21 protein-coding genes are annotated in these 23686 nt (G+C 69.3%); 9 read left to right on the plus strand and 12 right to left on the minus strand.

The window, feature by feature from the left end:
* Window positions 1-2: 2 nt before the first annotated feature.
* From ABIA35_RS30270 to ABIA35_RS30295, 6 genes are all read left to right on the plus strand, one after another.
* The gene (locus ABIA35_RS30270; protein ID WP_370339265.1) at window positions 3-857 is read left to right on the plus strand and encodes a carbohydrate ABC transporter permease; all 855 of its coding nucleotides are present in this window, start codon (window positions 3-5) and stop codon (window positions 855-857) included.
* A 90-nt stretch (window positions 858-947) separates the two neighbouring features.
* Complete coding sequence (locus ABIA35_RS30275; RefSeq protein WP_370360102.1) at window positions 948-2639, plus strand: hypothetical protein; 1692 nt, start codon at window positions 948-950, stop codon at window positions 2637-2639.
* A 16-nt stretch (window positions 2640-2655) separates the two neighbouring features.
* Window positions 2656-4380 (plus strand): polysaccharide lyase 8 family protein, encoded by a 1725-nt coding sequence (locus tag ABIA35_RS30280; RefSeq protein ID WP_370360103.1) that lies wholly within the window; start codon window positions 2656-2658, stop codon window positions 4378-4380.
* Window positions 4364-6145 carry a right-handed parallel beta-helix repeat-containing protein gene (locus ABIA35_RS30285; protein ID WP_370360104.1) on the plus strand — a complete coding sequence of 594 codons (1782 nt, stop codon included), beginning with the start codon at window positions 4364-4366 and terminating at the stop codon, window positions 6143-6145. Before ABIA35_RS30280 ends, ABIA35_RS30285 begins: the two co-directional genes overlap by 17 nt.
* A gap of 115 nt (window positions 6146-6260) precedes the next feature.
* Entirely contained in the window at window positions 6261-8399 is a 2139-nt protein-coding gene (locus tag ABIA35_RS30290) for a hypothetical protein (RefSeq protein ID WP_370360105.1), read from the plus strand.
* A 118-nt stretch (window positions 8400-8517) separates the two neighbouring features.
* Window positions 8518-9264, plus strand: coding sequence for a hypothetical protein (locus ABIA35_RS30295; RefSeq protein ID WP_370360106.1), 747 nt, complete (start codon window positions 8518-8520; stop codon window positions 9262-9264).
* 14 nt (window positions 9265-9278) lie between these two features.
* On the opposite strand, the gene ABIA35_RS30300 is transcribed toward ABIA35_RS30295, so the two are convergent.
* From ABIA35_RS30300 to ABIA35_RS30350, 11 genes are all read right to left on the minus strand, one after another.
* The gene (locus ABIA35_RS30300; RefSeq protein ID WP_370360107.1) at window positions 9279-10094 is read right to left on the minus strand and encodes a hypothetical protein; all 816 of its coding nucleotides are present in this window, start codon (window positions 10092-10094) and stop codon (window positions 9279-9281) included.
* Window positions 10043-10342, minus strand: a complete 300-nt coding sequence (locus ABIA35_RS30305; RefSeq protein WP_370338947.1) for a hypothetical protein — start codon at window positions 10340-10342, stop codon at window positions 10043-10045. Before ABIA35_RS30305 ends, ABIA35_RS30300 begins: the two co-directional genes overlap by 52 nt.
* A gap of 227 nt (window positions 10343-10569) precedes the next feature.
* Window positions 10570-11094 (minus strand): DUF4265 domain-containing protein, encoded by a 525-nt coding sequence (locus tag ABIA35_RS30310; protein ID WP_370338945.1) that lies wholly within the window; start codon window positions 11092-11094, stop codon window positions 10570-10572.
* Window positions 11095-11390: 296 nt separating this feature from the next.
* The gene (locus ABIA35_RS30315; protein WP_370360108.1) at window positions 11391-12209 is read right to left on the minus strand and encodes a MauE/DoxX family redox-associated membrane protein; all 819 of its coding nucleotides are present in this window, start codon (window positions 12207-12209) and stop codon (window positions 11391-11393) included.
* A 141-nt stretch (window positions 12210-12350) separates the two neighbouring features.
* Complete coding sequence (locus ABIA35_RS30320; RefSeq protein WP_370338941.1) at window positions 12351-12953, minus strand: cell wall protein; 603 nt, start codon at window positions 12951-12953, stop codon at window positions 12351-12353.
* A 13-nt stretch (window positions 12954-12966) separates the two neighbouring features.
* Window positions 12967-13380 (minus strand): hypothetical protein, encoded by a 414-nt coding sequence (locus tag ABIA35_RS30325; RefSeq protein WP_370338939.1) that lies wholly within the window; start codon window positions 13378-13380, stop codon window positions 12967-12969.
* Between the two features lie 381 nt (window positions 13381-13761).
* The gene (locus tag ABIA35_RS30330) at window positions 13762-14424 is read right to left on the minus strand and encodes a gamma carbonic anhydrase family protein (RefSeq protein WP_370360109.1); all 663 of its coding nucleotides are present in this window, start codon (window positions 14422-14424) and stop codon (window positions 13762-13764) included.
* A gap of 54 nt (window positions 14425-14478) precedes the next feature.
* The gene (locus ABIA35_RS30335; protein WP_370338935.1) at window positions 14479-15342 is read right to left on the minus strand and encodes a carbohydrate ABC transporter permease; all 864 of its coding nucleotides are present in this window, start codon (window positions 15340-15342) and stop codon (window positions 14479-14481) included.
* Complete coding sequence (locus ABIA35_RS30340; RefSeq protein ID WP_370338933.1) at window positions 15342-16355, minus strand: carbohydrate ABC transporter permease; 1014 nt, start codon at window positions 16353-16355, stop codon at window positions 15342-15344. Before ABIA35_RS30340 ends, ABIA35_RS30335 begins: the two co-directional genes overlap by 1 nt.
* A 20-nt stretch (window positions 16356-16375) precedes the next feature.
* On the minus strand, window positions 16376-17656 hold the full coding sequence (locus ABIA35_RS30345) for an extracellular solute-binding protein (RefSeq protein WP_370360110.1): 1281 nt from the start codon (window positions 17654-17656) through the stop codon (window positions 16376-16378).
* A gap of 75 nt (window positions 17657-17731) precedes the next feature.
* Window positions 17732-18796 (minus strand): LacI family DNA-binding transcriptional regulator, encoded by a 1065-nt coding sequence (locus ABIA35_RS30350; protein ID WP_370338929.1) that lies wholly within the window; start codon window positions 18794-18796, stop codon window positions 17732-17734.
* 115 nt (window positions 18797-18911) lie between these two features.
* Between ABIA35_RS30350 and ABIA35_RS30355 the strand changes: the two genes are divergently transcribed.
* The 3 genes from ABIA35_RS30355 (at window position 18912) to ABIA35_RS30365 (ending at window position 22954) form a co-directional block, all read left to right on the plus strand.
* On the plus strand, window positions 18912-21071 hold the full coding sequence (locus ABIA35_RS30355; protein ID WP_370360111.1) for a glycogen debranching N-terminal domain-containing protein: 2160 nt from the start codon (window positions 18912-18914) through the stop codon (window positions 21069-21071).
* A gap of 169 nt (window positions 21072-21240) precedes the next feature.
* On the plus strand, window positions 21241-21774 hold the full coding sequence (locus ABIA35_RS30360; RefSeq protein ID WP_370338925.1) for a hypothetical protein: 534 nt from the start codon (window positions 21241-21243) through the stop codon (window positions 21772-21774).
* 217 nt (window positions 21775-21991) lie between these two features.
* Window positions 21992-22954: a phosphatidylinositol-specific phospholipase C gene (locus ABIA35_RS30365; protein ID WP_370338923.1), complete on the plus strand. Its 963-nt coding sequence runs from the start codon at window positions 21992-21994 to the stop codon at window positions 22952-22954.
* Window positions 22955-22958: 4 nt separating this feature from the next.
* Here ABIA35_RS30365 and ABIA35_RS30370 read toward each other — a convergent pair whose 3' ends face one another.
* Window positions 22959-23621, minus strand: coding sequence for an alpha/beta hydrolase (locus ABIA35_RS30370; protein WP_370338921.1), 663 nt, complete (start codon window positions 23619-23621; stop codon window positions 22959-22961).
* Window positions 23622-23686: the final 65 nt, after the last annotated feature.

The raw sequence follows: 23686 nt of genomic DNA on the forward strand, positions 1-23686 counted from the left end.
GGATGGAGCGGCCCAGCTGGTTCGGGCGCGGCGCCAAGACCGTGACGATCGTGGTGATCAGCGCCCTGGTGATCTATCCGTTCCTGGCGGTGGTGGCGACCAGCCTGTCCTCGGAGTCCGACATCGCGGCCTCCGGCGGCCTGGTGATCTGGCCCTCGCACCCGACCTTCGACGCCTACCGCTACGTGTTCAGCGGCGGCATCGTCTCCCAGGCGCTGTGGATCAGCTTCCTGGTCACCGTGGTCGGCACCGCGCTGAGCATGGCGGCCACCATCGGGATGGCCTACGGCCTGTCCCGCAGCGGCGTGGTCGGCGGCCGGTTCTTCCTGACCACCGCGCTGTTCACGATGCTGTTCACGCCGGGCGTCATCCCCATGTTCCTGACCGTGCAGAAGCTCGGGCTCTACAACACCCTGGCCTCCCTCGTGGTGCCCAGCCTGGTCAGCGCGTTCAACCTGGTGGTGCTGCGCTCGTTCTTCATGAACCTGCCGGCCGAGCTGCTGGACGCCGCCCGCATCGACGGTCTCGGGGACTGGCGGATCCTCACCCGTGTGGTGCTGCCGCTGTCCAAGGCCGTGCTCGCGGTCGTGGCGTTGTTCTACGCGGTCTCCTACTGGAACGCCTTCTTCAACGCCCTGCTCTACCTGAACGACACCAGCAAGTGGCCGCTGGCCCTGGTGCTGCGCGGCCTGGTGATCGGCGGCGAGGCGACCAGCGCGGCCAACGAGGGGGTCGTGCCGCAGCAGGCGGTGCAGATGGCCGTCGTCGTGGTGAGCGTTGTGCCGATCGCCGCCGTCTATCCCTTCCTGCAGCGCTACTTCACCAAGGGCGTGCTCACCGGCGCCGTCAAGGGCTGAGGACGTCCCGCACCACCATCTGGCACCGCACTCATCGGCACCGAACTCATTGGCACCGCAACCATTGGCACCGCACTCATCGGAGGAAGCATGCACACACCCCAAAGCCTCGGGCGCCGCGAGTTCCTGCGCGGCGTCGGCGCCGCGGCGGCTTTGACCGCGGGCGGCTCGACGCTGGCCGCGTGCGGCAGCGGCAAGGCCGCGACCGTGAACAAGGCCGGCAGCGCCGCGCAGGTCCAACTGCCGACGTACACGCCGCTGGCCGACGGCCCGAAGCCGGACCTGCCGGGCACCGACGCCGGCGTCCCGGCCGGCTTCTACAGCTATCCGGCCTCGCCGACCACCGCGTTCGCCAGCCCGCCGCTGTCCGGGGGCAAGTTCTCGGCGATGACGCCGCTGTTCACCGCTCCTCCCCCGGCCCGGGGCTCGAACCCGGCGTGGCAGGCGATGGAGAAGAAGATCGGCGCGAGCGTCGACCTCACGATGGTGGTCGGCGACGACTTCGACACCAAGCTCTCGACGCTGATCGCCGGCGGCGGCCTGCCGGACCTGATCCAGTACGACGGCCTGGCCGGCGTGCCCACCATCAGCAACCTGCCGCAGTTCCTGGACTCGCAGATCGCCGACCTCACCGAGCTCATCGGCGGGGACAAGGTCAAGGAGTACCCGCACCTGGCGGCGATCCCGAAGGTGTTCTGGGAGCAGTGCACGGTGGCCGGGAAGCTCTACTTCATCCCGATCCCGCGCGGCATCAGCGCCGGCGCCGGGCTGTACCGGCAGGACCAGTTCGCCGCCGCAGGCGTCAACAGCTACAAGGACATCAAGAACTCCGACGACTTCTTCACGCTCCTCAAGGAGCTGACGAACCCGGGCAAGGACCGCTACGCGCTGGCCACCAGCTCCAACGGCAACTACTACTGCCTCCAGATCTTCCAGCAGATCTTCGGCGTCCCGAACAAGTGGCGGGTGGACGGTGGCGGCAAGATGACCGCCGACATCGAGACCGACGAGTTCAAGGCCGCGCTGGAGTTCATGGTGAAGGTGGCCAAGGCCGGCTGCTACTACCCGGGCTCGCAGGGCTGGACCAAGGCCAAGATGGAGGACGCGTTCCAGTCCGGCAAGGCCGCGCTGATCTACGACGGCCTGCCGGCGCTGTCCACCAGCGTCTGGGCCACCGCGCAGAAGATCGACCCGAACGCCAAGCTGATGCCGTTCGTCCCGTTCGGCGCCAACGGCGGGCCCGGCGTGGCCTACCAGGACAACGTGGTCTTCGCCGGCACCATGCTGAAGAAGGCGGACCCGGCGAAGCTGGCCGAGGTGCTCAAGCTCGCCGACTTCCTGGCCGCGCCGTTCGGCACCGAGGAGTACCTGCTCAAGACCTACGGCGTCGAGGGCACGGACTACACGCTGGACGCCAACCACAACCCGGTGCAGACCGCGCAGGGCAAGAACGACGCGAACGTCACCTGGAAGTACGTCGCGGCGCCGCAGCTGGTCACCTACAACCCCGGCGTCAACGACCTGACCGACGCGGTCCACCAGGCCTACTCCGAGCTGGTGCCGATGGCCCTGGCGGACCCGACCGCGACGCTGTACTCGCCGACCTACGGCAAGCAGGGCGTCTCGCTGTACAAGGCGATCACGGACACCGTGACGCAGATCGTCGGCGGGCAGTCGGGCATGAGCGCCTTCGACTCCGCGCTGAAGACCTGGCGCAGCCAAGGCGGCGACCAGATCCGGTCGGAGTTCGAGCAGGCGTACGCGAGCGCGCCGAAGAGCTGAGGGGCGGACGCCGCTCATGCGGGAAGCGATATTCGAGGAGCTGCTCGCCCGGTACGAGCGACAGCTCCGCAGCCGAATCAAAGCCACCGGGATCCAGCTGGATCTCGATGTGTCCGACGAAGGACACACCACCTTGAGCTACGCGCAGCTGCGGACCTTGACGCTGGCAGACCCCAGCGCGACCGCGACCGTCGTAGACGCCCTACGCTTCCTGCATGAGAACGCCTTCCACCCGGAAGCCGAGGAGACCGGCAACTGGTGGCACTGGGAGATCGGGACCCCGCGCATCCTGCTGGACATCTGCGTCCTGCTTCGCACGCAGCTTCCCGAGTCCGACCTGAAGGACTACCTCGCGGCGGTGCAGTGGTTCTGTCCGGACCCCGACCGCCGGGTGAAGTCCGGACCATGGTCGCCGCTTAGCGAGACCGGGGCCAACCGCGCTGACAAAGCCCTGATCGTCGCGCTGTCCGGATTGCTCGCCGGGGACGCCGATCGCGTTGCTCTGGCCCGGAACGGGCTGTCGCCGCTGTTCGAGTACGCGACCTCCGGCGACGGCTTCTACGAGGACGGGTCGTTCATCCAGCACGACACGGTCGCCTACACCGGGTCGTACGGCGTCGTGCTGCTGACGTCGGTCGGGGAGATCCTGGCGCTGCTACGCGGTTCGCAGTGGGAGGTCACCGGTCCCGGCGTGTCAGTGGTCTTCGACGCGGTCGAGAAGTCGTTCCTGCCGTTCCTGTTCGAGGGCCGGATGATGGACACGGTGCGGGGCCGGGCCATCGCGCGGCAGCATTCGCGGGACCGGGACATCGGCGCCGCGACGCTCGACGCGATCCGGGTGCTGGCGGAGAGCGCTCCCGCCTCATATGTCGAGCGCTGGAGCGCGCTGCGACGGCCGATCGGGTTCCACGTGTTCGGTGCGATGGAGCGCGTCGTGCACCACCGGCCGCGCTGGTCCGCCGCGCTGTCGTTGTCCTCCGAGCGCATCGCGCGCTATGAGTGCGGCAACGGCGAGAACCTGCACGGCTGGTACACCGGCGACGGCATGCTCTACATCTACGACCTCTGCGATCCCGACCACTACACGGACGAGTTCTGGCCGACGGTCGACCCCTACCGGCTCCCCGGCACGACCGTCGACACGCGGCGGCGCGAGGACGTCGGACGCGGCTCGGGCCGGGGCACCGGCGCGATCACGGCGCCGAACCGGGTCTCCGGCGGGACGCTGTTCGACGGCGGGTTCGGCACCGCCGAGCTCGACCTGCACGGCGAGGGGAGCACGCTGCGGGCGCACAAGCGGTGGCACTTCCTGGACGACGCCGTGGTCGCGCTCGGGACGGACATCTCCGCCTCCGACGGCCGCCGGATCGAGACGATCGTGGAGAACCGGAACCTGCGGGCGGACGCCGGCCGGCGGTTCGTCGTGGACGGTGTCGCGCAACCGCCGGACCTCGGAATCGAGCGCCGCCACCTGAGTGTGCAGTGGGCCCACTTGGAGGGCGTCGGCGGCTACGTGTTCCCCGGCGGCGTCGATCTGATGGCGCTGCGCGAGGAGCGCACCGGGACGTGGCACGCGATCGACGTGGGCGTCTCGACCGAGGGCGACGAGGTCGAGGTGCGGCGGGTCTTCCACACCCTGTGGCTCGACCACGGCATCTCGCCGCGGGGAGCCGGATACATGTACGTGCTCCTGCCGGGAGCCAGCGAAGAGGAGACGGCGAGACGTGCTGCTGAGCTTTGACGATCTGGACGTCGCACAGAACGAGGTGCGAAGGCTGCTCGCGGCCGGGCAGGGGCAGGACCTGGAGGTGCGGCTGAGCGCCAAAACCTATGCGCGGACCGCTCCCCTGGTCCTCACCGACCTGGACTCCGGGCGCAACGGCCACACGGTGACGTGGACCGCCGAGCCCGGCGGGCGCGTCGAGCGCTCGGGCCTCGTCGAGAGCTCGGGCCTCGTCAAAATCTCCGGGGGCGTCGCGCTCGGCGGATGGCGGCCGGCCGGGGACGGCCGGTGGGTCGCGACGGTTCCGGAAGGGGTTCCCGCGCCTCGCCAGCTCTATGTCAATAGCCTGCGAGCACCGTGGGCGCGCAGCCACTGGCTAGACCACGACGACTGCAAGATCGGCCCGGAGGGGATGACCGGCGCCGGCTCACTCGGGGTCGCCGCTTATGCGCGTCCGTCGGATGTCGAGATGGTGTTCCGGGTGCGGTGGCGCGACTACCACTGCCGGATCTTGGAAGTCTCGGGCGACCTGATCCGTTTCGCAGAACCCTGCTGGACCAACGCGCTGCCGGGCACCGGCCGGGTCGGACCGCACTGGGACAACACGGCGGTCGGGACCGAGATCCACGGGTGGTCGATGTTCGCCACCAACGCGCTCGAACTGCTCACGGAACCCGGGCACTTCGTCTGGAACTCCGATGACCGGACTGTCACGTATCTTCCGCGTGAGGGCGAGGACATGGAGAGCGCGCAGGTCGTGGTGCCCACCTGCGAACAGCTGGTGATCCTGGACGGCGCGCACGACCTCGTTCTCAAAGGCCTGACCTTCAGCCACACCGCCTGGCACCGATCCGACGACGGCTATGTCGGCGCCCAGGCGGGATTCACGCTGACCGGTGCGTCGGGTCCGCTCGGCGAGGCCGGATCCCATTACACGAAGCCGGTCGCGGCGCTGACCGTGCGCGGGGGACGGCGGGTCACGGTGAGCGGCTGCGAGTTCGTGCACCTCGGCGGCGCGGGAGCCGTGCTGGAGGCGGGGACCAAGGACACCACGGTCACAGCCTGCGCGTTCAGCGACCTGTCCTCCGGCGGTGTCTACGTCGGCGACATCGATCCGCATCCGGCCCTGGAGCTGGCCGATGAGCACAACACAGTGTCCTTCAACACCTTCCGCGGCACCGGTGCGGAGTTCACGGACTCGGTCGCCGTCTGGGGCGGGTACACCCGGAACCTGGTCATCGACCACAACACGTTGGAGCACCTGCCGTACTCGGGCATCAGCGTCGGCTGGGGATGGAACCAGCCCGAGGCGCAGGATCCGTGGCTCGGGGACAACCGGATCACCGGCAACCGGATCGTCGACGTGCTGCGCGTGGCCGAGCGGCAGTACGACGGCGGGGCCGTCTACACGCAGGGCCCGCAGCGGGGGACGATCGTCCAGGGCAACCACATCGACCGGTCCGAGTACGGCACCACCGCGAACGACGGCAACGGGATCTACCTGGACGAGCAGAGTTCGCACATCCTCGTCGCGCGCAACGTCGTCACCCGGGTCGGCTACAAGTGGGTGTCGAACTGGGCCGAATACGGGGTCGAGAACCGCGCGGCCGGCAACTGGACGGACAACACGATCACCCCTGCGTTCTCCGGCGCCGGCAGCGTCATGGAGGACAACGCCGAGGGGCTGACCGAGTTGCCGCCCGAGGCCGTCCGCGTCGCCGAGCGGGCCGGAGCCGGGCCGTGGCCCGCGCCGGTGGAGCCGCTCGGCACCCAAGAGCCCTGATTCTGACTCTGGTTCTGATTCTGGGGCTCACCGCACCACAGTTCCCTCGCACCACAGTTCCTCCCTTCTTCCCTCTCAAGTAAGCGCTTACTACGACGGAAAGGAACGTGCGCACATGCATCGGCACCTCAGTGGCCGGAGCCGGGTCAGGCGTCTCAGCGCCCTGCTCAGCGTGGCCGCCCTGGGGATCGCGGCGTTGGCCGCGACCCCCGCGCAGGCCTCGACCCCGCTGTACCCGACCTACACCCTGGACCACACCGGCAGCCTCAACTCCGGGCTGACCGGCGACATCGCGGGCTCGGCGTTCACCGACGCCGGCGGCCAGTTCCACTGGCTCAGCTCCTACGCCACCTACGCCGCCACCGACACCGGGTCGGACACGAACACGTTCACCAACACCGACCTGGGCGCGCTGACCAACCAGGTGGGCTCCGGGACCACCGAGACCACGGCCGACACCTACTGGAACAAGCCCGGCTCGCTGTGCTACCAGATCGACAAGGCGGCGCAGCACGCGGCGCCCTCGCCGTACGAGGACGACCACTGCGACGTGGTCGGCGTGTGGGTCGATCCGGGCAGCGGCACGTGGTACGGCGTCGTCAACGACGAGTACGACTTCAACCCCTGGGGCAGCAGCAGCCAGACGCAGAACCAGCGCATCGGCACCGGCATCCACGGCAACCGGATCCTCACCGCCTCCTCCAGCGACCAGGGCCAGACCTGGAACTACGGCGGCGAGATCATCACCTCGCCGTATCTGGGCAACGACTCCGAGGACGCCTCCTCGCAATCGGGCAAGACCTGGAACTACGGCGTCGCCGGCTGCCGGCTGTTCGTGGACTACGCGACCGGCTACTTCTACGTGGTCTACAACACCCAGATCAAGTTCAAGCCGAACTACACGACCTTCGCCTACTGGCCGGCCGTGGCCCGCGCGCCGATCAGCGGCAAGACGGCGCCGGGGACCTGGAACAAGTGGGACGGCGGGACCTGGACCCAGCCGGGCGTCGGCGGGTACGAGGGCGTCGCGGGCAGCGCGCTGCACCTGAACCCGTCGTACAACCCGGCCACGGACCAGGTCGACTTCGCCGGGACCGGCGCGGACGGCTCGTCGGTGGACTACCGCGCGTACTACTCGAACCAGAACGGCAACACGTTCACGTTCAACGACACCTCGGGCAACACCTACACCGCCAACACCTCGACCGGCGTGATCACCAACGCCTCCGGCACCACGGTGACCTCGGTCAGCTACCAGGACCCGGCTCAGAACAGCTCGGTGACGGTCTCCACGGTGAGCGCGAAGGTCAACGTCGCGGTGACGGACGCCACCGGGGCGACGGAGAGCACGACGCTCAGCGGCGCGGAGTTCCTGGACACTGCCACGCACCGGCTGTACATCACGCCGAACGTGGTCCAGGAGACGGCCTTCACCTTCAACCCGTTCTCGCTGACCTACCAGGGCGTCGGCTACGACACCAACGTCTACCAGACCCCTGACATGGGCAACCCGGACAGCCTGTCGATCGTCGGCACGGAACCCTCGGGCGCCTCGAACTCCTACCTGACGAGCATCGACTACGGCAGCCTGACCAACCAGAACGTCAGCAGCCGCTCCTACCGCATGGTCTCGGGCCTGACCGGCGGCATGTGGGACGTCAGCATGACCCCGCACTCCGCAAGCCAGACGCACTTCTCGACCCAGGCCACCCCGGTGGACTCCACCGGCACCGCGATCAGCTTCGCCGCCGGCGCCTCCTACGGCCTGGCCCTCGGCGGCCACACCCTGAGCGACAGCACCGGCACGGCCTGGCGCCTGGTCCCGGTGATGGACCAGTGGTCCACCGCCTACCGCACCGGCTTCTACAAGCTGGTGAACGCCAGCACCGGCGCCTACCTCCAGTCCACCGGCAGCACGGTCCAGCAGACCCGCGCGATCGGCGCCCCCGTGGCGACCGGCACCCAGCAGGCGAACTTCGACCCCACCGGCAACGGCGGCAACGGCTCCCCCGGCGGCGCCGACCAGTGGTACCTCCAGCCGATCGGCAACGACACCCCGCAGACCCTGAGCACAGGATCGTCCGCCTCGGCCATCGCGGCCGCGACGAACACCTCCCTGGCCGGCATCGGCCACTACAAGCTGGTCAACCGCAACAGCGGCCTGGCCCTGGAGTACGTGAACGGCACCTGGCAGCTCGCCGGGCAGGCGTTCGGCGACGCGGGACAGGCGGTGGCGATCACGAAGGTCTCGTGAGCTAATTCGCTGACTGTGGTGTGGGTTGAGCCGGCCGTCGCGTCTTCGGGTGCGGCGGTCGGCCCGGTTCGGCGGTCGGCCCGGTTCGGCGTACACCGGTGGTTGACGCCCGACGCGCATGATCGACAGGCTGTATCGCATGACCCGGACATGGCTGAACGCTGCCGATCTGCCAGCACCGGGAACAGTGCTGTTCCGTAGCGACCGCAGCTTCCGTCCGTTTGCCTACACGGTCGGACACTGCACACTGCTTCTGCGCAGCTGGGGTCCGGCCAACGGCCCCGGCACCACCATCGACGTCATGTTCAAGGCCGTCGCGGCGATGAAGCTCCGGACGACCTCGACTTACGACGGCCTTGTCATCCGGTGCGCCGGCGAGGCGGAGGCGGACGAGGTCAGGGCGACGATCCCGGGCGTCGGCTTCGACGATGCCATGCGGCCCCACGTGTTCCTGCTGGAGAGCCGAGGCGAGGTCGACTTCGTCGTCGGCCGGGCCGTCGGCTGGCAGGAAGGGGTCCTGGAAGCCACGCGGCACAGCTTCTTCCAGGAAAGCGACGATCTGCGGTGGCCGACCGGCCCGTTCTTCGCGAACAGGACCGGTTTGGATGTCGCCAGCGCGCAGGACGTCATCGATGCACTGGCGACCGAACCGGACCCGAGCAAGCACCGCGATCGCCATCGCACGGTCTATGCCGTCCTGGTCCGGGCCTCAAAAAGTCACGTGCTGAAGACGAAGCGCTCATCGACGGTCAGCGGAGCCGGCGTCTTCCTCACCCGTTCCGACGCCGAGCAAGCGCGAACCCTCATGGCTCAGGTGGCCGGCGTCGAGGAGTCCTGGATCGAAGAACTCCCGATCGGGATCTGAACTCGCCTCGCCGGTCACCCCTCCTTGTAGCAGTACTGTCCGTCGGGCACCCGCGGATCGGGATCGCCGCACCGATGCCCGGCGGCGTCGAACGCCTCCACCAGTGGCGGCTCCGTCAGCTGGCCGTTCCTGGTCAGGTAGGGCAGCGGCGCGACCAGCCAGCGGCCGTCCGCGGACGCCGACACCGGGCCGCTGAGGCGCAGCTCGGCGACGCCGGGGGCGGCGGCCACGATCAGGTAGGAGTGGTTCGCCGGGGAGGTCCACATCACCGCGTCGGTCACGGTCGAGACGAACGACCTTCCCGTGTTCAAGCCCGACGGGCCGCCCGTGATCGCGTAGTCCGTCATGCTCAGGCCGGGCTGGAACAGGGCCGTGGCGCACGAGGAGCCGGATTCGGCCACCACCGCGACGTCGTCGAAGGGTTCCTGCTGGGCGCCGACGGCGTGGCGGGCCATGACGTATCCGGTTCCGGCACCGTCGGGCAGCGGGCCGTCGGCGATGTCCGAGAGGTTCTCGACGCTGTAGCCGCGATCGAACCCCGACGGCGACCAAGTCGGCGACGACGCTTCCTGCTGCAGGCTCACCGTCGGCACCGGGACCTCGAGCACGCCGCGGGCGTCGGGGCGCGCCGGCTGCCACCCCTCGGAGGGGGTGTCCAGCGGGCCGGTCTGGACGTCCGACACGGTCGGCGGCAGCAGGATCGGGTCGGCGTTGAAGGCCGGGAAGTCCAGAAGCCGGATGGCGCCCGGTCCCGCCGGATCCGATGCGGGGACGGGGTTCACCATGATCCGCGAGGTGGCGTCCTCAGCGTCGATGGGGTGGAACAGCATCTGGTCACGCCGGCCGGCGTCAGGCGCGGCCCGCGCAGGCTCCAGCCCGAACGCCAGTGGTCGAGCTCTTTGATCACCGATCGCAGCGCCTCGCGGACGGCGGCGTCGTCATCGTCATCGTCGGGATGCGTGGCGACGGCAGCCGCCGCACGCCGGTGGGCCTGGATCAGGGCCCGTCCGGGGCCGTCGATCGGGTGGCGGACGATGTAGACCAGCCGTGCCGCACGGGCATAAGATTCCTGACTCACTTCTCCCCCGAGAGCCGTCATCCCCCGAAACCCACGGGCGTTCCCCCCGACCACCCGGCTACGCTGGCCTCGGCCACGCGGGACGCTTGGCAGAGCGGCCCATTGCGCCCAGGTCGTGGAGCACTACGCGGCCGGGGTTGAGGGGTGAGGGCGAGTGCAAGCCCGGGACTCCTCCGCGCGTTCGAATCGCGCAGCGTCCCGCACCCTACCGTCGTCCGCCACCACCGTCACGCGGGAAAATCAGGTACCTGCTCCAGATGCCGGGCGGAGATCGCGCTCTCCTGGAACTCGATCGTCCCCTCGCTGCGGCGGGCCACCAGCCAGTCGCGCAGTGCGCGGTAGTCGCCGTCGGCGGGGACGTCCACGGCCAGGAGGGCAGAGAACTGTGCGGCGGTCTCCCAGGAGCAGCCCGCTGCTCGCAGGCGGGTCTGGACGTCGCGGCCGGCGCGCTGGTCGAGGACGGTGATGCGGAGGGTGGAGTGGCCGGATTCGCCGTTGAGGCGTTCGAAGACCAGCTCTCTGCGCTCCTGGTCGGGGCGGACGTGGACCAGGTCTCCGTAGGCGACGCCGCGGGCGAAGAAGGGGACGTTCAGCAGGCGCATCTCGAACTCGACCGTGGTCTTCTCGCCCCACAGGCGCTCCACGGGGACCGGCGGCCAGTTCGGGGCCTCGGGCTTCAGGTCGAAGGCCACCTCGAAGGTGCTTCGGCCGGTGCCGGGTCCGGGAAGATACTGGCCGTTCGCCGCTGTCACTGGAGTCCTCCTCGAAGTCGCTCAGGGACGCTGGTTACCCGGCATCCCATTGTTCCAGCCTCTTCGACGATTTCAACCGATTCTGGACGTGGAAGGCGATACATACCATTCGATTGCGCCATCACACCCTGTACCCGGAAGTGACAGCCATAACATCGGCAACACCAGCGACATTACTTATGGGCAGACAAGACAAGACAAGACAAGACTCGCGACAACGCCAACACCAGCGACAACGATGACGGCCCGGCGCCGGCCCCAGCCCCGGCACCGGCCGTCCGTCGTCCCCGCGGCCCTCACGCGATGGCGACCACCTCCTGGTCGTCGACCAGCGTGAAGCGGATGGCGTCCGCGTCGCCGTCGAGCGGGACGGCGAACAGCGCGGTGGCGCCGCCCTCCGGCGTGCGGGCGTTGTACACCAGGATGCGGTGGCCGTCGGCGTCCCAGTGTTCGAGGATGTCGGAGACCACCATGTGCGAGGTCTCGCGCCACGCGACGCTGCGCACCAGGGTGCGGACCGTCGCCTGCAGCGGGACCACGTCCGGTGCCCCGGCCAGCGGATGCCTGACCCGCACGCGCAGGCGCCGCAGCGGGTACAGCCACAGGGTGTCGAGTTCGGCGGACAAGGTGATGAACAGCGCGGTCTCCGCCAGGAGCAGCAGGATCGTTCCGGCCGGCGGCGGCCGGTGCCACCAGGCCGGCGCCCCGATCGAGGTTGCTCCGACCGAGGCGGCCACGATCGCCGCCGCCAGCAACAGCCCGGCCCGGGCGAAGCCGCGCCACGACTGCCGCACCTTCCGCTTGCCGAGGCAGCCGCAGGACGCCTGCGGTGTCGCGACCGCGGCGTAGCCGAGGTAGACGAGGAAGCCGCCGGACAGGACGGCCGCGGACAGCGTGCTCGCGCGGCCCGGCTCGACGGCGAGGCTGACCGCGAGCGCGATCTCCGTGACGCCGAGCAGGAAGTACGCCGGCGGGGCGAGCCGTCCGCCGAGCAGGCGGTGCAGGGCGGTGCCGGCGACGCGGCCGCCGGGGTCGCCGCCGAGGGTCTTGGACGTGCCGGACCAGCCGAACACGCCGGCCAGGAACAGCGGCTGCGCCTGGGCGAGCCACGTCATGGGAACTCCTTCGGTGCCGGGGCCGCCGGCGGAGCGGGGTGCCACACCGCATCCGCGCCGCCGGCGGCCCGTGGTCGAGTCAGACCTGTCAGACCTTCGCGCGAGTCAGATCTTCGTGCCGGGTCAGACCTTCGCGTCGGGTCAGACCTTCGCGTAGACCGTCGAGATGTCGATCTCCGAGGTGTCCGGGCGCCAGGCCCCGACGACGTGCACGTGCCCGCCGACCGGGACGTGCGACAGGTCCGTGACCGGCGGTGTGCCGTTGTAGACCGCGGCGCTGACGCCGGAGACCACGTGGGCCTTGATCTTGCTGGTGTGGTGGTCCAGGTCCAGGTGGTCCGAGGCCAGGTCCGCGACGTGCGCGTCCAGGCTCACGATGTTCACCCACAGCGCGTCGGCGGCCAGGCTGCCGTCGGGCATCCGGACGCCGCGCGCGTACAGGCCGTCGCCGGCCCGCACCGCGGACAGGGTGGTCGGGGCCAGCTTCCACACGCTGGTCCCGCTGGTGGTCTGGATGGCGTTCAGCGTGCCGTCGGAGCCGGCGGCCACGATCAGCGAGCCGCTGATCGAGGTGATCCGGCCCTCGGCGAAGTCCGGGTCGAGATCGCCCGGCCCGACGGCCGGGGCACTGGCCCCGAACGCGGCCTCCGGCGCCAGCGAGCCCAGCGCGGTCGCCCCGACGATCGTGGCTCCGCCCAGCGCCGCGCTGGTGAGGAACCGGCGGCGGTCCACTTGTGTGCTCATGGTGCCTCCCTCCCTACGCGACGACGTCGATCTTGACCGGGATCAGACCGCTGGACAGGCTGGCGATGGCGCTGTACGCCGACGGGGTCAGGTCGATCAGACGGTTGGTGCCGCACGCCGAGCCGCAGCAGGTCTTCTCGCCGCAGAACTGGTGGACGTTCGGCCCGCAGTCGGCGATCGCGCAGCTCACTTCCTTGCTGTTGCACTGGTTGGTGATGTAGTGCACGAACCCGCAGCCGCGCGCGGTCAGGCTGACGCCGCACGCGCCGGGGTCGGTGATGCTGGTGCAGGCCGAGGAGACGGTGGGCCAGGCATGCTGGTGCTTGCTGGACGAACAGGTGCCGCAGGCGCCTCCGCCCGCGGACCCGCACGGGCCCCAGGCGGCGCCGCAGCAGAACCACGAGGCCTCGCCATAGACAGCGGTCATCGGATCCTCCTTACGGTTGACATGACGAATGACGGTGCGACCGGCCATGCCGGTGACTAGCCGGCGATGCCGGTTCCGTGCCATGAGCTAACCGCGCGCGGGTCGAGCCCGGCGTTGAAGGAGGCAAGCGGGACTATATTCGAACTCTCATATACAGCGCCAGACTGCGGGGCGATATAAACCACTCGCCGCCGCCCCGAACGGCCCGCTACCGTTGGGGTTGTTCCCGCCGCACGGCGACCGGGGGCGACCAACTCAATAGTCTTATTCTCGCCGGGGTGCGATCTCCGGTGAGGATCCGCGCTCCTCTCCCGGTGCGCAGGTGGCCGGTACTTCTGGTATAAATCGGTTCGAATCCGGTACCACGTCCTCGGACGTGCGTTATCCGGCCGCCGCCTCGGTCTCGGGAGAGGTCACGACCTCGTCGTCACGGTGCGCGGCGAACTCGTTCACCCGCACCTCGGTGATCTTCTCGTAGCGCGCCATGCGGTCACCCCCGGACGGATCGATGCCGAAGGCCACCCCGGCGAAACCCACCTGGCTGATGGCCTGGGGCACTGCGGGGTCTCCCGGGGCCAGCAACCGGACCGGATCCCCGAGGGCCAGCATGTGCGGGGGTACGAAGAACTCCTCCGGGAGAACAGCGCGGGCATGGACAAGAGCGGCGACGGCGACCACACTGCCGGCCCCCACGCGCGCCTCCTGCAAGACACTGGCCGAGGTGGCCACATAGGAGCAGCGCTCGACGGCACATCCCAGCAAGGTGGCGTGCGGGCCGACGAACACGTGGTCGCCGAGCACGACCGGCTGGTCGCCGGCGACCGCCGAAGCCCGCAGGACCGCGTTCTCACACACCACCGTCGCCTCGCCGACCTCGATGAACGCGCCTTCGGCGTCGAGGACCGCGCCGTACATCACCCGGGCATGCGGACCGATCCGCACATCGCCGACGAGGGTCGCGGTCGGCGCGACGTAGGCGGTCGGGTGGACCTGCGGAAGGGCGCCGCGATGCCTGACGCGGATCCCCGGCGAGTTCGTGATCATGGGCAGATTGTCGCGGACCTCGAGCTGTGAAACTGGCGGACATCGGACATGGCACTACCCCTTGACCCCGGATCCCATCTGGCTCCGCACGATCTGCCGCTGGAAGACGAAGAACAGGATCGCCACCGGGATGGTCGACAGCAGCGCCGCGCCGAGCGTGACCGGGAACTGGTTCCCGGCGCCGAGCGAGCCGCCGCTGAACTTCGCCAGACCGGTGGTCAGGGTGTCGTACTTCGGGTCGGAGGTGGCGACCAGGAAGAAGCTGAACTCGTTCCACGAGCCCTGGAACGACAGGATGGTCAGCGTGATCAGCCCGGGCTTCACCAGCGGCATCGCGATGTCCCACCACGTGCGCAGGGCCCCGGCGCCGTCGATGCGCGCGGCCTCCTCGATCGACAGCGGCACCTGCATGAAGAACCCGCGCATCAGGAAGATGCCGGCGGCGTCCATGGCGATCGGCAGGATCATGCCCGCGTAGGAGTTGTACAGGCTCAGTTCCTTCAGGACCAGGAAGCGCGGGATCAGCAGCACCACGTTCGGGACCGCCAGCGTGCCCAGGATCAGCAGGAACACCGCGCGCCGGCCCGGGAAGCGCAGCCGGGCCAGGGCGTAGCCGGCCAGGCTGTCCAGCAGGACCCGCAGCAGGGTGATCGAGGTGGCCACGATGATGCTGTTGCGCAGCCAGGTGCCGAAGGGCACCGGCTGGTCGGAGCTGTAGCCGAAGATCCGCTTCCACGCCTCCATGGTCACCGGGTGCGGGACCACGTTCAGCGGATGGTTGGTGGCGTCCGGGTCGGTCTTGAACGAGGTCGCGATCTGGATCACGAACGGCCCGAGGAACAGCAGCGCGAACAGGACCAGCGCGCCGTACATCAGGGCGCGCCGGGACGGGGAGCGGCGCTCGCGGACTTCGGCCATCAGTCGATCTCCTCCGGGAGGACGCGCCGCTGCAGCAACGTCAGGCCCATGATCAGCGCGAACAGCAGGAACGCGATCGCCGATCCGATGCCGAAGTGGTTGTTCTGGAAGCTCTGGTCGAAGGACATGTACGCCGGGGTGCGGGTCGCCGGGTTGTTGCCGGTCAGGTAGATCTGGTCGAAGACCTGCCAGGTGCCGATCAGTCCGAGGGTGAGCACCAGCAGCAGCGTGGGCCGCAGGCTCGGCAGGGTTATGTAGCGGAAGCGCTGCCAGGCGCCGGCGCCGTCGAGCTCGCCGGCCTCGTACAGGTCGTCGTTCACGTTCTGCAGCGCCGCGAGGAACATCAGCATGAAGGTGCCGGAGGTCGTCCAGATCACCAGGATGATGATCACCATCATCGCGATCGACGGCCCGCTGAACCAGTCCCACAATGACTGGCCCATCACCGTGTGCTGGGTCCAGCCCGGCGGTTTGGTCACTCCGATGCCGCTGAGCCAGACGTGCACGACCCCGCGGCTGTCGGCCAGCCAGTTGGGGCCCTTGATACCGAACCAGTTCAGGATCCCGTTCACCGCGCCGCCGCCCTGGAACAGGAACAGGAAGACCAGGGTGATCGCGATGCTGGAGGTGATCGACGGGAAGTAGAACGCGGTCCGGAAGAAGCCGCGGCCGCGCAGGAACTTGTTGTTGACCAAGACGGCCAGCCACAGCGCGAGCGCGGTCTGGGTCGGCACCACGAACAGCACGAACCAGAAGTTGTTGCGCAGCGCCCCGGCGAAAGTGGTCCGGGTCAGGCCGTCGTGGGTGAGCAGCTGCTGGTAGTTGTGCAGTCCAACCCACTTGACGTCGCCGCCGAGCGGGTTGGACAGGCCGTCCCAGTTCGTGAAGCTGACGTAGAGCGCCAGCACGATCGGGACCACCAGGAAGACGATCAGGCCGAGCAACGCCGGCGAGACGAAGAGCCATCCGGCGAGGGCTTGACGCCGGTCCTCCTGCGATCTTGTTCTGCTCATCTTCCCGGAAGGCCTTTCGCCTAGTTGTTGCTCAGCGCGTCAGAGGCGTTCTTCTGCAGGCTGGACAGCATGCTCTTCGGGTCCGAGGAACCGTCGGACAGACCCTGGATCTTGGCGTCGAAGTCCTTCTGCACCGCGTCGAAGCCGGGGAAGCCGACCGGGCCGAAGGCGTTGTCCGCCCCGGTCACGAACGCCGCCTGGTCCGGGAACTGCGTGGTGAACTGGGTCTTGGCGGCCTGCCGCGAGGGCATCACGCCGAAGGCCTTGGCGAAGCTCATCTGCTGGTCGACGGTCGTCAGGTAGTCGACGAAGTCGACCGCGGCGGCCTGGTGCGCGCTCTTCTGCGCGACGCCCCAGCAGTTGGTGAAGGACAGCGTGGCGTTCCCGGCCGGGCCCGCGGGCAGCGGGACGACCTTGTAGTGCACGTTCGGGTAGTCCTTCTGCATCGAGCCGACGATCCAGTTGCCCTCGATCGTCATCGCGGCCTTGCCCTTGCCCAGGGCCTCGCCGCCCCAGCCGGTGTCGACCTGCTTGGGGAACTTCAGCGCGCCCTCCTTGCCCAGCTTCTGCAGGTAGTCCAGGGCCTGCAGGTTCTGCGGGGAGTCGGCGGTGACGGTCTTGCCGTCGGCGGAGACCACCGAGCCGCCGGCCTGGCGCATGAAGGCGCCGATGCGGTCCAGGGTGTCGCTCATCACCAGGCCGGTGACGCCGTTGCCGGTGAGCTTCTTGGCGACGGTCTCCAGCTGGTCCCAGGTCTTGGGGTAGTCGGCGTCGGTCAGACCGGCCTTGGTCCACAGGTCGGTGTTGATCTCCAGCGCCAGCGTGGAGAAGTCCTTCGGGACGCAGTAGTACTGCCCGCTGGCGGTGAACGCCTTCTGCAGGTTCGGGTACATGTCCGCGGAGTCGGTGATCTTCTCGCCGACGTCGGCCAGGGCGTTGCCCTTGACCAGGCTCTGGAACTTGGAGGCGTCGACGTAGAAGATGTCCGGCGGGGTCCCGCCGGCCAGCGACTGCGTCAGCTGCTGGGTGAGGTCCTTGGCCGGGGTGACGACGACCTTGTTGCCGGTCTTGGCGGCCCAGGCGTTGCCCGCGGCCACCACCGCGTTGGTCTCGGCGTCGCCGGAGGACCCGATCAGCACCTGCAGGGTGACGCCGGAGGTGGCGCCGCCGGTGCCGCCGGTGCCGCCCGAGGAGGAACCGGAGGCCTTGCTCGGGCCGCTGCTGCCGCAGGCGGCCGCCGTCACGAGCACGGCCGCGGCGCCGGCGACGCCGGTGATCCGCCTGGCACGAACTGACTTCATTGTCGTTCCTTTCGATCCGCCCGCATCGGGCTCAGGGCACTTCGGGATCAGGGCACTGACGTGGTGGCGGAGGCGTCAGGCCCCTTCTGGTGATGAGGAGTGAGAGGGATTACTGCTGCCGCGCGCTATGACCGTGGGCTCCACGACGGAGGTGGTCACCGCGCTGCGGGGGTCGTCGATGCGCTCCAGCACCAGGTCCACGCACCGGCGCGCGATGGACTCCAGGGGCTGGCGCACACTGCTCAGGGCGGGCTGCACGACGGTGGCCAGCGGGCTGTCGTCGAAGCCGATGACCGCGACGTCCTTGCCCACGCTCAGCCCGCGGTGCTCGACCGCGTGCATCACGCCGACGGCCATGGCGTCGCTGACGCAGACGAACGCGGTCGGCGGGTGGGCCTTGCCCAGCAGCCCGGCCGCCAGCTGGGTGCCGGCGCCGATGCCGTCCAGGCCGCGCACGGTCAGCCCGCGGGTGGGCAGGCCGAGTTCGGCGGCGGCGTCCAGATAGCCGGCGTACCGGTCGTCGCCGACCTCGCTGCCCTCGGGCCAGCCGATGAAGGCGACGCGGCGGTGGCCGGCCTCGGCCAGGTGCCGGGTCGCGGCCAGGGTGCCGGCGTGGCCGTCGACGTCGAGCCAGGAGTACTCGAACGGGGTCTTCTCCCAGGGCCGGCCGAAGCTGACGAACGGCACGTCGCGCTCGGCGAGCCAGGCGGTGCGCGCGTCGTGCCGGTGCGAGCCGAACAGCACGAAGCCGTCCACCGCGCCCCGGCTGACCAGGTCCTCGAACATGGCGATCTCGTCGTCGTCGCCGTCGGCGGCGAACAGGATCACGCCGTACCCGCGGTCCCGCGCGGCGGAGGTGAGCGCATAGAGGAACCGGTCCTCGATGGCACCGATACCCCGGCCGCCCGAGCGGGTGGACCGGAAGCCGATCAGCCGCGTGGTCTGCAAGCGCAGATTGCGCGCGGCCTGGGTGGGCCGGTAGCCGAGTTCCTCGACCGCGCGGAGCACCCGGGCCAGGGTGTCCGGCCGCAGGCGCTCCGGCGCGTTCAGCGCGTTCGATACTGTCTGATACGAGACCTGCGCGTGTTTGGCCACCGCCTTGATGGTCGGGCGGGCCGAGGGCTGTTCGGGCTGCGACATGGCGTTTCCTCCCTTCGACGAGTTGAACGTTCAAAGTCGTTGGGTTGGAGTGTTTCATATGAACGTTCAAATGGATAGAGTGCCGGTGAACGACCACGCAACACGAGGGGCATCAATGACCGACGGTCCGGCCGAAATCCCAGTCCAGCAACCCTATCTGCACGACCTGGCGACCACCGTGAAGGCCCCTGTCTTCGGGTTGTCCGCAACCGGAGGAGCACTGAACGGCCGGGGCGTGGCGGGGGTTTTCGCCGACGACCGGCGTGTCCTGAGCGTTTCGGAGATCGCACTCGCCGGCGCGCAGCTCGTCCCGATCGCCGACGAACTCGACGGAGCCGACGCCACACGCAGCGTGCTCGTGGCGCGCGGACTCGGTGAAGACGGCGCGGATCCGGCGGTGTCGGTCGAGCGGCGGCGAGTTCTGGTCGACGACACCGGCAACGATTCCGGATCGCAGACCGTGGTGCGGGAGATCCTGGAGATCCGCTCCGCCTCGCGGCGTCGTGTGCAGACCACACTGAGCATCACCTTGGGCTGCGACCTCGCCGAGATCTCGACCGTGAAGTCCGGCCACTCCCCCGGTGCGCTGCCGGCTGAAGCGATTCGCCACGGTCTGCAATGGATCGGGCACGGTTCGGAGAACTCAGAGAACTCAGAGAACTCGGATCACTCAGAGAACTCGAAGAACCGGGACATCGTGCGGGCGATCGCCGAACCGGCGCCCACCGCCGTCGACGCCGCCACCGGCCGCATCAGCTGGCCGGTGGACCTGGAGCCGGGCGAGGTCGCCCGCTTCAGCATCGAGGTACGCGCCACCGCCACCGGGACGTCGGTGGTGACGGGCACCGCGGGTGAATCAGTGCTCGGCGACCTGCGTGTGGACAGCGGCGACATCCGGATCGGCCGCTTCGTCGAGCGCTCGCTGGCCGACCTGCGCGGCCTGGAACTTCGCGACCCCTCTGCTCCCGAGGACCACTTCCTGGGAGCCGGCGCGCCGTGGTTCCTCACGCTGTTCGGCCGCGACTCGCTCATCGCCGCGCGCATGCTGCTGCCGCTGGGCACCCGGCTCGCGGCCGGCACGCTGCGCACGCTGGCCCGGCGTCAGGGTACGAAGACCGATCCGGAGACCGCCGAGCAGCCCGGCAAGATCCTGCACGAGATCCGGCGCGCGCCGGCCGGCCACGACGCCTTCGGCGGCGACGAGCGTTTGCTGCTGCTGCCCTCGACGTACTACGGCACCGTGGACGCCACTCCGCTGTGGATCATGCTGCTGCACGACGCCTGGCGCTGGGGCATGCCCGCCGACGAGGTGGGCAAGCTGCTGGATCCGCTGGAAGCGGCTCTGGTGTGGATGCGCGACCACGGCATGGACGACGCCGGGTTCCTGAGCTACGTGGACGAGTCGGGCCACGGCCTGGCGAACCAGGGTTGGAAGGACTCGCACGACTCGATCCAGTTCGTGGACGGCCGGATCGCGTCGGCGCCGCTGGCGCTGAGCGAGGTGCAGGGCTACGCCTACGAGGCGGCGATGGGCGGCGCGGCGCTGCTGGACGCGTTCGGCCGGCCCGGCGCCCAGGAGTGGCGGACGTGGGCGGCGCAGTTGGCCGCGCGGTTCCGCGCCCGGTTCTGGATCAGCGACGCGGACGGGCCGTTCCCGGCGGTCGCGCTGGACCGGGACGGCAAGCCGGTGGACACGGTGGCCTCGAACATGGGGCACCTGCTGGGCACGGGGATGTTGAACCACGAGGAGTCGGCACTGGTCGCCGCCCGGCTGGGGTCGGCGGCGATGGCCTCGGGCTACGGCCTGCGGACGATGGCGACCTCGGCCGGCGGATACAGCCCGCTGAGCTACCACGGCGGTTCGGTGTGGACGCACGACACCGCGATGGCCGTGCTGGGGCTTGCGCGGGCGGCGTCCGACGGCGTCCCGGGGGCGGCCGAGTCGGCGCATGCGCTGATCGACGGTCTGCTGGAGGCGGCCGCGGGGTTCGAGTACCGGATGCCGGAGCTGTACGCGGGCAGCCCGGCGCGGCCCGGCGGGCGGCCGACGCCGTACCCGGCTTCGTGCCGGCCGCAGGCGTGGGCCGCGGCGGCCTCGGTGGCGGTGGTCTCGACGCTGGTAGGGATCCGGCCGGACGTGCCGGGAGACGCGGTGGCGTTCCAGCCGCTGCCCGGCGGGGTCTGGGACGGGCTGACGGCGCACGGCTTCCGGGTCGGCGCGCAGGCCGTGGACGTGCGGGTGGAGAGCGGGGATGTCCGGGTTCTGGGCTCCTGACCCGGGCGCCGTGTCTCGGCCGGCGATCCGGTTGTCCGGGTTCTGGACGCCGGAGCCGGCCCTCACGTCTCGGTCTGCGATCAGAGGGGATTGTCAGGCACCTGTTTCGGCGCTAGCTTCCCGGCCAAGTTAGGAAGGTTTCCTAACTTGATCGGGAAGGAGTTCCGCCATGGTCCGCAGAACCCTGGCAGCACTGGCCGCGCTGGCCGCGACGCTGCTGATGTCCTCGGCCGGCCCGCTGGCCGCCGCGCACGCAGACCCGCAGACGATCAACGTCAACATCACGTCCTACGGCTACAACGACAACGACGACGGCAACGGCCACTACGGCACCGCGCAGATCGCGTACCCGCAGATCCACAGCATCGCCACCGAGGACCTGGGCACCTACAGCCAGCCGGTGACCTTCGCCACGGACGAGAACGAGTTCGCCCCGGGCACGATCATCTACGTCCCCCACCTGGAGAAGTACTTCATCATGGAGGACGGGTGCGTGGAGTGCTCCAGCGACTGGAACAACGGGATCTACCACGTCGATCTGTGGATGGGTCCGAACGACGCGATGCAGCCGGAGCCGGCGCTGGACGACTGTGAGGGCTCGATCACCGGCGCCTTCGACATCATCGTGAACCCGGACGCGAACCAGCCGGTCGACACGAATCCGATGTTCAGCAACGGGACCTGCACCGTGGACACCTACTAGCAGCTACTAGCACGCGCCACGCGCGCGGCGAAGTCGACAGTCGCCGCGAGTCAGGGATGGGGATCCCCGGGTCGGCCGCCGTTATGGCGGCCGACCCTCAATGTTCCGCGCACCGGCCATGGCCACTTGCTGACACTCCGCTTACCGTGAGCGCCGTCGCAGTGCCCGGATACACCGGCGGCGACCCGCAGCCGGCTTCGAGACCCCTGGAGCGTCCATGAATCCCACCCGTCGCAACGTCCTGAAGTGGGGAGTCGGCGGCACCGTGCTCGCCGCCGCCTCGATCGGCCTGCCCGCCGCGGCCCGTGCCGACTCCCCCGTGACGCCCGGCGGCAAGCCCACGGACAGCTGGATGAGCTTCCTCGACCCGAACCTGTCGCTGCTCGGGATGACGATCCCCGGGACGCACGACACCTGCTGCACCAACCCCGCTGACGGCACGGAGTGGTCGCACACCCAGAACTGGGGGATCCCGCAGCAGCTGAACGAGGGCGTGCGCTTCGTCGACATCCGCTGCAACGGTCTGCAGGGGACGGCCAGCGAGATGGGGATCTACCACTCCAGCTACTACCAGGGCATCCGACTGCAGGACGTGCTCGACCAGTGCAAGGCGTTCCTGGCGGCGCAGCCGACCGAGACGATCGTCATGCGGCTGAAGAACGAGAACGCCGGCGGCCAGGCCCTCAGCGACGCGGAGTTCCAGCGCCGCTTCAACTACTACATGGACACCCTCGGGTACCGCGGGATGTTCCACATGTACGGCTGGCCGACGCTGGGCCAGGCGGCCGGCAAGGTGGTGCTGCTGGCCGACTTCGCGTTCCCGGCGTCGTGGAACCTGATCGGCTGGGCCGACAGCGCGAACTGGCAGTTCAACGTGCAGGACACGTACACCGGTGTCTCGACAGGCAGCAAGGGCGGGCTGATCACGCAGCAGTTCGACGCCGCCTACAGCAACCCGGCGCCGACCACGATGTACGTGAACTTCCTCAGCCTGGCGCCCTCCATCCAGGACGGGCTGGAGTTCCCGAAGGACCTCGAGCAGACGCTGATGGACAACTCCATCTACCCGTACCTGCGCGCGCGGACCGGGCAGCGGGCGCGGTTCGGGATCGTGCCGATGGACTTCCCCGACTTCCACGTGAACGTGCTGGAGATGTTGATCGACAAGAACTTCGTGTAGCAGCTCAGCGGCCGAAAGCCCACTTCGCCATGAGCGGGAACTCTTCGGCCCAGAAGGCGCCGCCATGCGACCCCGCGCGCTCGGCCAGGGCCACGTCCGCGCCCGCGCCGCGCAATGCGAGCGCCCACCGCGTCGCGTTCTTCAGGAAGAACGGCTCCTGCGTGCCCGCCACGAGGTAGGCACGCGGGAGCCGCGGCGGCATCGCCTCAGGGGGCCGATAGCCGGCACCGGGCGAGGCGCACAGGACCGCGCCGTAGACGTCCGGATGGCGAATCCCCAATGCGAGCGCGAGTTCGCCTCCGATGGAAGCGCCCCAGACCGCGGTGTGCTCGGCGTCCAGTACGAGTCCGTACTCGGACCCGACCCTTCTGCGGACGTCCTCGACGAAGAACTTCTCGTGCGCGGCGAAGCGCTCCGCGTTGAACGGCGGCGAGTATTCCTCAAGCCGCGCCTGGTCGTCGGTCAGCCCGTGGACGCCGACGATCATCGTGGACGTGGCGCCGGCCCGGGTCAGGGCCTTGCTCAGCGGGGCGATGTGCCACGCGCCGTCGGCCGCGAAGACGACGGATTCTGCCGGATCCGGCGGTACGTAAACGGTGGCCTGGCGGCCACCGTCGTACTCGAACCGCTGTGTGGCGAACCCTCCGGCTGCGGGCGACATCGGCATTGGCTTTCTGCTCGGGGGTGAGGGAGTGCGAGTCCGGCGCGTGTCGAGCCTACGCCTGCCCGCCC

The organism is Catenulispora sp. MAP12-49, from assembly GCF_041262705.1.
In the GTDB taxonomy this organism is placed as follows: Bacteria; Actinomycetota; Actinomycetes; order Streptomycetales; family Catenulisporaceae; genus Catenulispora.

Coding starts and splice junctions, on each gene's coding strand:
- ABIA35_RS30270 (WP_370339265.1), top strand. CDS start 3: ATGGAGCGGCCCAGCTGGTTCGGGCGCGGCGCCAAGACCGTGACGATC.
- ABIA35_RS30340 (WP_370338933.1), bottom strand. CDS start 16,355: ATGAGCAGAACAAGATCGCAGGAGGACCGGCGTCAAGCCCTCGCCGGA.
- ABIA35_RS30280 (WP_370360103.1), top strand. CDS start 2,656: ATGCGGGAAGCGATATTCGAGGAGCTGCTCGCCCGGTACGAGCGACAG.
- ABIA35_RS30295 (WP_370360106.1), top strand. CDS start 8,518: ATGATCGACAGGCTGTATCGCATGACCCGGACATGGCTGAACGCTGCC.
- ABIA35_RS30290 (WP_370360105.1), top strand. CDS start 6,261: ATGCATCGGCACCTCAGTGGCCGGAGCCGGGTCAGGCGTCTCAGCGCC.
- ABIA35_RS30370 (WP_370338921.1), bottom strand. CDS start 23,621: ATGCCGATGTCGCCCGCAGCCGGAGGGTTCGCCACACAGCGGTTCGAG.
- ABIA35_RS30325 (WP_370338939.1), bottom strand. CDS start 13,380: ATGACCGCTGTCTATGGCGAGGCCTCGTGGTTCTGCTGCGGCGCCGCC.
- ABIA35_RS30345 (WP_370360110.1), bottom strand. CDS start 17,656: ATGAAGTCAGTTCGTGCCAGGCGGATCACCGGCGTCGCCGGCGCCGCG.
- ABIA35_RS30360 (WP_370338925.1), top strand. CDS start 21,241: ATGGTCCGCAGAACCCTGGCAGCACTGGCCGCGCTGGCCGCGACGCTG.
- ABIA35_RS30330 (WP_370360109.1), bottom strand. CDS start 14,424: ATGATCACGAACTCGCCGGGGATCCGCGTCAGGCATCGCGGCGCCCTT.
- ABIA35_RS30355 (WP_370360111.1), top strand. CDS start 18,912: ATGACCGACGGTCCGGCCGAAATCCCAGTCCAGCAACCCTATCTGCAC.
- ABIA35_RS30300 (WP_370360107.1), bottom strand. CDS start 10,094: ATGCTGTTCCACCCCATCGACGCTGAGGACGCCACCTCGCGGATCATG.
- ABIA35_RS30335 (WP_370338935.1), bottom strand. CDS start 15,342: ATGGCCGAAGTCCGCGAGCGCCGCTCCCCGTCCCGGCGCGCCCTGATG.
- ABIA35_RS30320 (WP_370338941.1), bottom strand. CDS start 12,953: ATGAGCACACAAGTGGACCGCCGCCGGTTCCTCACCAGCGCGGCGCTG.
- ABIA35_RS30365 (WP_370338923.1), top strand. CDS start 21,992: ATGAATCCCACCCGTCGCAACGTCCTGAAGTGGGGAGTCGGCGGCACC.
- ABIA35_RS30315 (WP_370360108.1), bottom strand. CDS start 12,209: ATGACGTGGCTCGCCCAGGCGCAGCCGCTGTTCCTGGCCGGCGTGTTC.
- ABIA35_RS30350 (WP_370338929.1), bottom strand. CDS start 18,796: ATGTCGCAGCCCGAACAGCCCTCGGCCCGCCCGACCATCAAGGCGGTG.
- ABIA35_RS30275 (WP_370360102.1), top strand. CDS start 948: ATGCACACACCCCAAAGCCTCGGGCGCCGCGAGTTCCTGCGCGGCGTC.